This is a genomic window from Phenylobacterium sp. RIFCSPHIGHO2_01_FULL_69_31, from assembly GCF_001824475.1.
GTDB lineage: Bacteria > Pseudomonadota > Alphaproteobacteria > Caulobacterales > Caulobacteraceae > Phenylobacterium.
In genome coordinates, this window is sequence record NZ_MHXN01000046.1 from 232109 (window position 1) to 241777 (window position 9669).

13 protein-coding genes are annotated in these 9669 nt (G+C 68.8%); 4 read left to right on the forward strand and 9 right to left on the reverse strand.

Features of this window, described 5'->3' with window-relative positions:
• Positions 1-68 precede the first annotated feature (68 nt).
• Both A2790_RS24310 and A2790_RS24315 read right to left on the reverse strand, forming a co-directional pair.
• Entirely contained in the window at positions 69-386 is a 318-nt protein-coding gene (locus A2790_RS24310; RefSeq protein WP_293397797.1) for a hypothetical protein, read from the reverse strand.
• An 86-nt stretch (positions 387-472) separates the two neighbouring features.
• A complete protein-coding gene (locus A2790_RS24315; protein WP_293397800.1) occupies positions 473-1759 on the reverse strand; it encodes a site-specific integrase in 1287 nt (428 codons plus the stop codon).
• Positions 1760-2034: 275 nt separating this feature from the next.
• On the opposite strand from A2790_RS24315, the gene A2790_RS24320 reads away from it, so the two are divergent.
• The 3 genes from A2790_RS24320 (at position 2035) to A2790_RS24330 (ending at position 4621) form a co-directional block, all read left to right on the forward strand.
• Positions 2035-2337, forward strand: coding sequence for a FeoA family protein (locus tag A2790_RS24320; protein ID WP_293397803.1), 303 nt, complete (start codon positions 2035-2037; stop codon positions 2335-2337).
• Positions 2334-4208, forward strand: coding sequence for a ferrous iron transporter B (locus A2790_RS24325; protein WP_293397806.1), 1875 nt, complete (start codon positions 2334-2336; stop codon positions 4206-4208). Before A2790_RS24320 ends, A2790_RS24325 begins: the two co-directional genes overlap by 4 nt.
• Before the next feature lie 92 nt (positions 4209-4300).
• Complete coding sequence (locus A2790_RS24330) at positions 4301-4621, forward strand: hypothetical protein (RefSeq protein WP_293397809.1); 321 nt, start codon at positions 4301-4303, stop codon at positions 4619-4621.
• 20 nt (positions 4622-4641) lie between these two features.
• Here the strand turns inward: A2790_RS24330 and A2790_RS24335 are convergent, their stop codons facing one another.
• Entirely contained in the window at positions 4642-5049 is a 408-nt protein-coding gene (locus A2790_RS24335; RefSeq protein WP_293397812.1) for a DUF1801 domain-containing protein, read from the reverse strand.
• 155 nt (positions 5050-5204) lie between these two features.
• Here A2790_RS24335 and A2790_RS24340 point away from each other — a divergent pair, with 155 nt between their 5' ends.
• The gene (locus A2790_RS24340) at positions 5205-5501 is read left to right on the forward strand and encodes a hypothetical protein (protein WP_293397815.1); all 297 of its coding nucleotides are present in this window, start codon (positions 5205-5207) and stop codon (positions 5499-5501) included.
• 7 nt (positions 5502-5508) lie between these two features.
• On the opposite strand, the gene A2790_RS24345 is transcribed toward A2790_RS24340, so the two are convergent.
• From A2790_RS24345 to A2790_RS24370, 6 genes are all read right to left on the reverse strand, one after another.
• Entirely contained in the window at positions 5509-6012 is a 504-nt protein-coding gene (locus A2790_RS24345; protein ID WP_293397818.1) for a MarR family winged helix-turn-helix transcriptional regulator, read from the reverse strand.
• Positions 6013-6070: 58 nt separating this feature from the next.
• On the reverse strand, positions 6071-7075 hold the full coding sequence (locus A2790_RS24350) for a fumarylacetoacetate hydrolase family protein (RefSeq protein ID WP_293397821.1): 1005 nt from the start codon (positions 7073-7075) through the stop codon (positions 6071-6073).
• Positions 7072-7347: a hypothetical protein gene (locus tag A2790_RS24355; protein WP_293397824.1), complete on the reverse strand. Its 276-nt coding sequence runs from the start codon at positions 7345-7347 to the stop codon at positions 7072-7074. Before A2790_RS24355 ends, A2790_RS24350 begins: the two co-directional genes overlap by 4 nt.
• Positions 7348-7349: 2 nt before the next feature.
• Positions 7350-7715 carry a cupin domain-containing protein gene (locus A2790_RS24360; protein ID WP_293397827.1) on the reverse strand — a complete coding sequence of 122 codons (366 nt, stop codon included), beginning with the start codon at positions 7713-7715 and terminating at the stop codon, positions 7350-7352.
• On the reverse strand, positions 7712-8845 hold the full coding sequence (locus A2790_RS24365) for a homogentisate 1,2-dioxygenase (RefSeq protein ID WP_293397830.1): 1134 nt from the start codon (positions 8843-8845) through the stop codon (positions 7712-7714). The genes A2790_RS24360 and A2790_RS24365 overlap by 4 nt, the downstream gene beginning before the upstream one ends.
• On the reverse strand, positions 8845-9669 hold an 825-nt coding region (locus tag A2790_RS24370; RefSeq protein WP_293397833.1), incomplete at its 5' end, for an isoaspartyl peptidase/L-asparaginase. The genes A2790_RS24370 and A2790_RS24365, both read right to left, overlap by 1 nt.

Below are 9669 nucleotides of genomic sequence, written 5' to 3' on the forward strand. Positions count from 1 at the left end.
CGCTGGGAGGAGGAAAGGCTAAGGTCACCGAAGCACGGCGCAGAAGTCGTAGCCTTACGGTCGTACCTTTACGCGGCCGACGCGCGCTCCAGACCCGTCAGAATTCGGCGGAGAAATTCACCCGCCGGGCGGTCTTCACCCGACATCTCGGCTTCGTCCAACACCGCCTGGTGGAAGCGCTCAGCGAAGATGCGGATCTGGTAGGCCACGCCTTCGAGGCTTGGCGCGACGGCATCGAGGAGTTGGTCCTCCGCAGCCTCGAAGAGACGCCGACACGCCTCGTAGTGTTGCTCCTCCGGCGTGTCGTCGCTCGTGGCAGGGTCCAAAGCGTCATAAGCGTCGAAGGCCTGATCGGACTGGGCTCGCGCTGACTCGTAGGCCTTCACCAGGGCGTCCCAGTCTGCCTCAGAGCTCATCATCACAACGCCTCTACTCACAGCTCATGATTGCATATCGCGGACGAGCCAACTCGTCACGCCACTGAGCGTCTTGCCGACTTGCGCGCCGGCCGCGGCGTGGGCTTACGAACGTTGATGGCGGACGCATCGAGCGCGTTCTTGAGGTGCGCGGCGTAGAACTTCTCGATCATCTCCACGCTGGTTCGACAGTTCTTGGCCAGCTGGTAGATGTCCGCGCCCTCCAGGAGGCGGAAGCAGATGTAGGTGTGGCGCAGGCTGTAGGCGGTCCTCGCATTGCCTTCACGGTCGGTCTTGAGCTCGACCTCATGCAGCAGCGCATTCATCAGTTCTCGCTGCACCGCGCCGAAGATGATGTCGCCTGGCTTAGGGCTGTTTCGGGCCTTCATCCGCTGGAACGGCTCCACAGCGTCCGGCATACTCTTGCAGTAGCCGACGCCGCGCTTACCGCGGACCTCGATCTCCAGGATCCGCTCCCGGGTGTCTCTGTCCAGCACGATCTTCACGTCTCGATACTCAAGTCGCGAGGCTTCGTCCGGACGAAGCCCGGTGCTGACCATGAACTCCACATAGTCCAGAAATTGCTCGCACTCGCCGCGCCAACGGTCCCGTTTGGGATTGGCGGCGCGCGCCTTCACGGCGCGCAAGAAGACCTTGAACTCCTCCGGCGAGAACCACGCCCGGTGGGAGACCTTTCCGGAGGCGCGATAGGGCGCCGACATGTCTGGGAGGCCGCTGATCCAGCCCTTGCGATTGGCCATCTTCAGGACCTGCCGCAAGCACACGATCTCGTTGTGCAGGCTGCTGCGGCTGGGCTTTCGCCATGGCAGGGGTCGGCCGATGAGGTCGCGGTTCTTGTAGCGGATCCTGCGGGCTTGTGGCTTGTCGGGCGGCGTGGCCCGGTGGATCCGGTATTCCTGGATGCGGCCAGCGTTCACCTGGGAGAGCGGCAGGTCCCCGAAGAACGGGGTGAGGTACCTCCGGAGCACGCGCTCCTTGTTCGCGACGTATTGAGGGTTCCGCTCGCCTTGGGTGAGCGCGACATACTCCTCGATGAAGTCCGCCGCCGCCTCGCGGAAAGTTCGCTCGGCAACGATGCGTCGGACCGGCTGCGCGGCCACCGGAGCCGCGGGGGGCTCAATGCCGCGCCGACGGAGCCTGTCCTCGGCAACCCTGTCGAGGAACCACTCGCGAGCAAACTCTATCGCGTAGGCGACATTCTCCTGTCGGGTGGATTGGCGGTAGTTCCGGCCGCCCAAAAACACTGCGCATTGCCAGAATCGACTGTGGTCGCGTCGGTAGATGTGAACTCGACCATCCATGATGGTCAGACTGTCGCTCACAGCGCCTCCTCCTGCCTCTCGGCAGTGTGTAAGACGTGTGTAAGTCGCTCAGAAAATTAAGCGTCTGATTTTGTTGACGAAAAAATTCAGACTTCGTTTTGAGTCCGGCGCGTCTACCAGTTTCACCACGCCCGCATCGGGTCGGGGTTATAGAGATTGGGTTCAACGGTGCAACATGCGCGCGCCTGCGGCGAGACGAGCCTTGCGCCGGAACGGCCAAGGCCATAACTGATAATCGTTCGCAAAGTTCGGCGGACGTCAGGATGTTCCGTTCCATGCACGAGATGCTCGCCGGCCAGGCGGTGGACGCCGAGCTCACGCAGCTCAGCCAGGCCCGGCCCGGCGACCGCGGCGTCATCGTCGACGTGCGCGCCGACCATGCCGGCGGCCACGGGGTGGACGTTCACGAGCTGGAGCGCCGACTGCTGGAGTTCGGCTTCGTCGAGGGCGCGGCCTTCGAGATCATCCACCAGGGCCTGATCGGCGCCGACCCCATCGCCGTGCGGCTGGACGACATGCGCGTGGCGCTGCGCCGCCGCGACGCCGAGGATGTCTGGGTGCGGCTGGATCCGAAATGAGCGAATCTGCGCTGCAGCCGGCCCGGGTCGCGCTGGTCGGCAATCCCAACACCGGCAAGACCGCCCTCTTCAACGCCCTGACCGGCAGCCGCCAGAAGGTGGCCAACTACGCCGGCGTCACCGTCGAGCGGAAGGAAGGGTTCATCACCACGGCCGCCGGCCGCTCGCTGTCGATCCTCGACCTGCCCGGCACCTATTCCCTGCGGGCGCGCAGCCCGGACGAGGCGGTGACCCGCGACGCCGTGCTGGGCCGCCTGGCGGGCGAGGCCGAGCCCGACGTGGTGGTGGCCGTGGCCGACGCCACCAACCTGCGCCTGGTCCTGCGCCTGATCCTGGAGCTGAAGGCTGTGGGCCGGCCGATGGTGCTGGCGCTCAACATGTACGACATCGCCCAGCGCCAGGGCCTGCGGATCGACCTGGAGGGCCTGCAGCGCGAGCTGGGCTGTCCCATCGTCACCACCGTGGCCACCCGCAAGCGCGGCATCGCCGAGCTGACCGCCAAGGTCGACGAGCTGGTCGCCACCGGCGCCATCTCCACCACCAACGTCTGGCACGAGCCGTCGGCCGCCGAAATCCGCGGCGCCCACCGCGAGGCCCAGCGCATCCTGAAGGCCTACGTCCGCCCGCCGGAGCATCCCGACACCTTCACCGGCAAGGTCGACGCCGTCCTGCTGCACCCGGTGGCCGGCCTGGCCATCCTCTTCGCCCTGCTGTTCGTGATGTTCCAGGCGGTCTTCGCCTGGGCCACGCCGCTGATGGACGGCATCGACGCCGCCTTCCTGTGGCTGGGCGCCGCCGTGGGCCAGGCGCTGCCGGACGGCCTGATCAAGGACTTCATCTCCGACGGGGTGATCGCCGGCGTGGGCTCGGTGCTGGTCTTCCTGCCCCAGATCCTGATCCTGTTCTTCTTCATCATCCTCCTGGAAGACTTCGGCTACATGGCCCGGGCCGCGTTCCTGATGGACCGCATCATGGGCGGCGCCGGCCTGCACGGCCGCGCCTTTATCCCGCTCCTATCGTCGTTCGCCTGCGCCATTCCGGGGATCATGGCCGCCCGGGTGATCGACCAGAAGCGCGACCGCATGACCACCATCCTGGTGGCCCCGCTGATGACCTGCTCGGCGCGGATCCCGGTCTACACCCTGATCATCTCGGCCTTCATCCCCAACGAGACCGTCGGCCCGGGCCTGAACCTCCAGGGCCTCGTCATGTTCGGCCTCTACGCCGCCGGCATCCTCAGCGCCCTGGCCGTCTCGTTCGTGATCCGCAAGGTGTTCTGGCGCGGCGCGGTCGAGCCGTTCCTGATGGAGCTGCCGACCTACAAGCTGCCCAGCGTCGAGAGCGTGTTCCGCAACCTGCTGCTCCGCGCCCAGATCTTCCTGAACCGGGCCGGCCGCATCATCCTGCCACTGATGGTGGCGGTGTGGGTGCTGTCCACCTTCCCCGGCCCGCCCCCCGGCGCCACCGAACCCGCCATCGACTACAGCTTCGCCGGCATGATCGGCCAGGCGATCCAGCCGCTGTTCGCCCCCATCGGGTTCAACTGGCAGATGGTGGTGGCCCTGATCCCCGGCTTCGCGGCCCGCGAGGTCGCCGTGGCCGCCCTGGGCACCGTCTATGCCGTGGGCGACGCCGAGGCCAACGTGGGCGCCCTGGGCGCGCGCCTCGCCCAGCACTGGAGCCTGGCCACCGGCCTTTCCTTCCTCGCCTGGTACATCTTCGCGCCCCAGTGCGCGGCGACCCTGGGGGTGGTGAAGCGGGAGACCAACTCCTGGGCCTGGACCGGGGTCATGTTCGCCTACATGACCACCCTCGCCTACCTCGCCTCCTTCACCGTCTACCACCTGGCCGTAGCCCTCGGCGGAGGTTAGCAAGAGGTTTTCGCGCTTCGGTTGCGTTAACTCGTCTTTTTCCGTGCGCCTTAACCCGTCGATAAACGAGACGCGCGCAAGCTCGTATCGTCATGCAGAACCAGCACGAAATCGCCCACGACGCTCCGAACGGCAAAAAGCCGGTGCGGGTCAAGGAAACCCTGTGCAAGCGCGTCCGTGAGGCCCTCCTTTCGCTCGGCGGCGAAGCGCACCGATCGATTGTGATCGAGCAAGTGGCCCGTAACCTGGGTCACAACGTCCACCAGATCCCCGAGGAGCTGCAGCAGCAGGTCATCGTGTCGTTCGAGGCGTTCTGGCGCGACGAACGCAAGCGGGCCGCCTACGGCTTCCACCTCCCGTTCGGCGAGGGGTCGCACCGCTGGAGCGTCCGCAACGAGTCCTTCGCGGCCTAAGACGCTCCCGTCCGGCGGCGTCAGGCCCGACGGCGGCCGGCCGCCTTGGCGGTGTTCAGCGCCACCGCGGCGCGCACCAGCGCCTTGAACGCCGCCTCGTCGAGGCTCTGGCCCTCGGCGATGTCGATCGCACGGCGCGTGTTGCCCTCCAGGCTGGCGTTGAACAGCCCCTTCGGATCGTCCAGCGACGCGCCCTTGGCGAAGGTCAATTTGACGACGGCCTTGTAGGTCTCGCCCGTGCAGAGGATGCCGGCGTGCTCCCACACCGGCACGCCGCGCCACTTCCAGGTCTCCTCCACCTCCGGATCCGCCGCCCGGATCAGGCCCCGCACATGGGCCAGCACCTGCCCCCGCCAGTCCCCCAGCTCCGCGATCCGCGCGTCGATCAGGGCGGACGGCGAAGGCTCTCCCGCGGTGGTCCGATCCATGGCGTGGCGCCTCCCTCTCACTGACCCGCCATCCTGCGACGGCGCGCATGGCGCTGTCGACACCGGCCGATCTGCACCGCAACCTCACAACGCGCCCATCACCTCTGCGCGGAGGAGATGGGAAGCTGGCGGCTCACAAATGCGGAGGCTGGGCCATGACCGACATTCAGCACGACGACCGCCGCCAGGGCGGGCGCCGATGGCGCCTGGTCCGCTGGGGCGGCGCGGCGCTCCTGCTGCTCGCCCCGGCCGTGGCCATGCCGTTCACCGCGGAGGTGAACTGGGGCCCGGCGGACTTCGCCCTGTTCGCCGCAATGCTCGTCACAGCCTGCGCCGCCTATGAGGTCGCCTTGCGGATCACCACCGCGCGGGCCTGGCGCACCGCCATCGCCCTGGCCATCGCCGCGGCCTTCCTGCTGACCTGGGCCCACCTGGCCGTCGGCCTGTTCTGAGGCCGACCTACCGCAGGCTGGGCGTCGGCGGCGCCTCGCCGGCCAGCTGGCCCGCCGCCGACTGCAGGCGGCTCAGCAGGCGTTTGAGCAAGGTGACCTCCTCCGGCGCCAGCCCCGCGATCAGCGCCGCCTCGTAGGCCAGAGCCAGGGGGGCGATCTCCGAATGCAGGCTGCGCCCCTCGGCGGTCAGGGCCAGGACGTGGCTTCGCCCGTCGGCCTTGTTCTGCGAGCGTCCCACCAGCCGCCGCTTCACCAGTCCCTGCGCCGCGCGGCTCACCGTCACCTTGTCCATGACCGTGCGGGCCACGATCTGCACCTGGCTGAGGCGCCCGTCCTCGGCCAACACGCACAGCACCCGCCACTGCGGCACGGTCAGGCCGAACCGGTCCTCGTACGCGCGCGCGATCAGCCCCGAGACCGCATTGGACGCCACCGACAGCCGGTACGGCAGATAGGCGTCCAGCCGCAGCCCCGCCTCCTCCCCGCCGCTCGCCTTGGCCAGACCGCTCATCCCGCCTCGCTCCCCGCAGCGCGAGGGCGAAGTCCTGCGAAGCCTCGGCGAAGCAGGATCATCCCGCGGCGACCGCCTGCTCGATGGCGCCGAAGATCGAGTGGCGCTTCTCGTCGACCATCTGGATGCGCACCACGTCGCCCGCCTTCAGGAACGGCGTCGAGGGCTTGCCATCCAGGATCGTCTCCACCGTCCGCACCTCGGCCAGGCAGGAATAGCCAACCCCGCCCTGGCCGATCGGCTTGCCGGGACCGCCGTCCGGCCCACGGTTCGACACCGTGCCCGAGCCGATGATGCTGCCGGCCGACAGCGCCCGGGTCTTGGCCGCGTGCGCGATCAGGGTCCCGAAGTCGAAGGTCATGTCGACGCCCGCGTCGGCCTCGCCCAGCGGCTTGCCGTTCAGTTCCACCTCCAGCTTGCCGTGCAGCTTGCCGTCCTTGAAGTTCGGCAGGGCGTCCGGCGTCACCGCCACCGGCGAGAACGCCGAGGCGGGCTTCGACTGGAAGAACCCGAAGTTCTTGGCCAGCTCGCCCGGGATCAGGTTGCGCAGGCTGACGTCGTTGCACAGCAGCACCAGCCGGATCGCCTTCAGCGCCTCCTCGCGGCTGGCGCCCATGGGCACGTCGCCGGTGATCACCGCGATCTCGCCCTCCATGTCGCAGCCCCAGGCCTCGTCCTTCAGCGGGATCGGGTCGCGCGGCCCGAGGAACCCGTCCGAGCCGCCCTGGTACATCAGGGGGTCGGTCCAGAAGCTCTCGGGCATGTCGGCGGCGCGGGCCTGCCGCACCAGGGCCACGTGGTTCACATAGGCCGAGCCGTCGGCCCACTGGTAGGCGCGCGGCAGCGGGCTCATGGCGTCGTGCTCATGGAACCGGGCCTTGGGCACCGAGCCGTGCTCCAGGCTCTCGGCCAGCCCCCGCAGGTCCGGCTCGCAGCGCTCCCAGTCGTCCAGCGCCGCCTGCAGCGTCAGGGCGATCCGGTCGGCGGGCGAGTACCAGGCGAGGTCCTTCGAGACGACCACGAGGCGGCCGTCACGCCCCCCCTTCAACGACGCCAGCTTCATCCGTCACTCCCGTCCTTGGTTATCATTCGGGTCAGCCGCACCCCGTCTTCGAAGGCTCGCGGCTCATAGACGCTGACCTCCACGCGGATGTCGCCACCGCTTCCACCTTCCCACATGTAGGCGCGTTCGAAACAGACTTCGCGACCCTCCGGCGTGAAGCCCTCGAAGGTGTCGCCCCAGGGCGTGTGCTTGGACAGCTGCGCCCAGCCCAGGCTCATGGCGCGGTCCAGTTCCTCCGTGGCCGCAGCCGTCAGGTCGTCCTGGAAGCCCATCTTCAGATTCCAACGCCGACGGGCGCGGTGAACTCCGAGACCGGCGCGTCGCCGGTGTTCACCACTTCGGACGGCTCGAAGATCATCACCTCGGCCTCCTCGTCCGACCCGGTGCGGTGCTCGACACCGCGGGGGACGACGATCATCTGGCCCGGCTCCAGCTCGACCACCCGGTCGCGGAACTCGACCCGGAAGCGCCCCTTGAACACCAGGAACATCTCCTCGGCGTCGACGTGGGTGTGCCAGGGAAACAGTCCCTGGGTCTTCACCAGTCGGACGTCCTGGCCATTGAGCCGCGCGGCGACCTTCGGCCGCCAGTGCTCGGTGAAGCCCGCGAACTTCGCCGCGATGTCGATGGCGTCGCTCACGCGCCCTTCCAGCTGTCGACGTAGGCCGGGTTCTCCACCGCCGCCGCCGCTTCGCCCACGTCCAGCGGGTCGCGGGTGTCGATCATCACCGCATATTCGTCGGTGGCCGGCTTGGGCTGGGTCAGCATGTTCTTCAGCGCCTTCGGGTGCGGCCCGTGCGTGAAGCCGCTCGGGTGGAAGGTCATCATGCCCGCTTCGATGTGGTCGCGGCTGAAGAAATCGCCGGCGTGGTAGAACAGCACCTCGTCGTAGTCGTCGTTGTTGTGGAAGAACGGGATCTTCAGCGCCCCCGGATCGGTCTCGAAGGGCCGCGGCGCGAAGGTGCAGACCACGAACCGGTCCGAGACGAAGGTGGAATGCACGCTGGGCGGCAGGTGGTAGCGGTGGCTCACCACCGGCCGGATGTCCGCCACGTTCAGCCGCACCGGGGCCAGCTCGCCGTGCCAGCCGACGGCGTCCAGCGGGTTGTAGGGATAGGTCACCGTCGAGACCGCGCCGCGCTTCTTCACCTCGACCCGCACCTCTCCCGGTTCGGCCTGGTGGGCGCGGAAGGCCTCGTCCATCACCGGCGTGTCCAGCAGGGCCGGGTCGAACAGGGCGTGCGGCCCCATCAGGCCGCGGTCGGGCAGCTTGTAGTGGGTGTTGGTCGCCTGGATCATCAGGATCGCCGTGGCCTCGCCCGGCGCCAGCCGCCACATGGTCCCGCGCGGAAGGTACAGGTAGTCGCCGGCCCGGTAGGCGATGCGCCCGAAGTCGGTGAACAGGTCTCCGATCCCCTGATGGACGAAGAGCAGCTGGTCCCCGTCCGCATTGCGCGCCAGGGCCGGCATGGCCTCAGCCAGCTTCCAGAAGCGCACCTCGGTCGCCGCATTGTGCAGCACCACGCCGGCGGCCCAGGGCGAGGGGTCGGCCGCGTTCAGCCGCGCCAGGTCGAAGGCGCGCGGGCGCAGCGGCCCCTCGAACGAGGTCCACCCCGTGGGCGGCCGCGGGTGGTAGAGGAAGGCCGCGGGCCCGAAGAACCCCTCCTTCGACATCTCGCGCTCATAGGTCCCTTCGGGCAGGTCGGCGTGCGCCTGGCGCGAATGCGTCCCCTGTGCGCCGCGGATCGGAAGCCAGTCACCCTTCGCCATCACGGATCGTCCTTGTAGATCCCGACGACCAGCGGCTGGCCGTCGGCGATGCGGGCCCGGTACATGCCCGTTGTGTTGAAGCTCCACGCCACCTGCCCGTCCGGGGCGACGGCGATCACGCCGCCGTCCCCGCCCAGGGCGGTCAGCTCGTCCTGAATCACCCGGTCCGCGGCCGCCTGCAGCGACAGGCCCCGGTGCCGCACCAGGGCGCTGATCTCGTGCGCCACGCCCAGGCGGATGAAATACTCCCCCGCCCCGGTGCAGGAGACCGCGCAGCCGGCGTTCGAGGCATAGGTGCCCGCGCCGATGATCGGCGAATCCCCCACCCGGCCCCACCGCTTGGCCGAGCTGCCGCCCGTCGAGGTGCCGGCCGCCACGTTGCCGTGGACGTCCAGGGCCACCACGCCCACGGTGCCGTGCTTGCCTTCCTCGTGGACCAGGGCCGCCTTGCCCGCCGTGTCCTCCGGCGCGCCGACCGGCCGTTCGGGGATCGGCAGGCCCAGCTTGGCGAGCCCCCGCTCCAGCGACCGCCACCGCCGCTCGGTGAAGAAGTACAGCGGGTCCACCTGCTCCAGGCCCTGGCTGCGGGCGAAGGCATCGGCGCCCTCCCCGCCCAGCATCACGTGCGCCGAGCCTTCGATCACCGCCCGTGCGGCCGAGATCGGATGCCGCGTGGTGGTCACCCCCGCCACCGCGCCGGCGGCAAGCGTTGATCCGTCCATGATCGAGGCGTCCAGCTCGTTGCGCCCCTCGGCCGTGAAGGCCGCGCCGCGCCCGGCGTTGAACAGCGGGTCGTCCTCCAGGATGTGGATCGCCGCCTCGAC

What these genes read in the sequence shown, in the direction of transcription:
- A2790_RS24320 (WP_293397803.1), top strand. Translation starts at nt 2,035, where the DNA reads ATGCACGAGATGCTCGCCGGCCAGGCGGTGGACGCCGAGCTCACGCAG.
- A2790_RS24335 (WP_293397812.1), bottom strand. Translation starts at nt 5,049, where the DNA reads ATGGATCGGACCACCGCGGGAGAGCCTTCGCCGTCCGCCCTGATCGAC.
- A2790_RS24345 (WP_293397818.1), bottom strand. Translation starts at nt 6,012, where the DNA reads ATGAGCGGTCTGGCCAAGGCGAGCGGCGGGGAGGAGGCGGGGCTGCGG.
- A2790_RS24330 (WP_293397809.1), top strand. Translation starts at nt 4,301, where the DNA reads ATGCAGAACCAGCACGAAATCGCCCACGACGCTCCGAACGGCAAAAAG.
- A2790_RS24365 (WP_293397830.1), bottom strand. Translation starts at nt 8,845, where the DNA reads ATGGCGAAGGGTGACTGGCTTCCGATCCGCGGCGCACAGGGGACGCAT.
- A2790_RS24325 (WP_293397806.1), top strand. Translation starts at nt 2,334, where the DNA reads ATGAGCGAATCTGCGCTGCAGCCGGCCCGGGTCGCGCTGGTCGGCAAT.
- A2790_RS24350 (WP_293397821.1), bottom strand. Translation starts at nt 7,075, where the DNA reads ATGAAGCTGGCGTCGTTGAAGGGGGGGCGTGACGGCCGCCTCGTGGTC.
- A2790_RS24340 (WP_293397815.1), top strand. Translation starts at nt 5,205, where the DNA reads ATGACCGACATTCAGCACGACGACCGCCGCCAGGGCGGGCGCCGATGG.
- A2790_RS24355 (WP_293397824.1), bottom strand. Translation starts at nt 7,347, where the DNA reads ATGGGCTTCCAGGACGACCTGACGGCTGCGGCCACGGAGGAACTGGAC.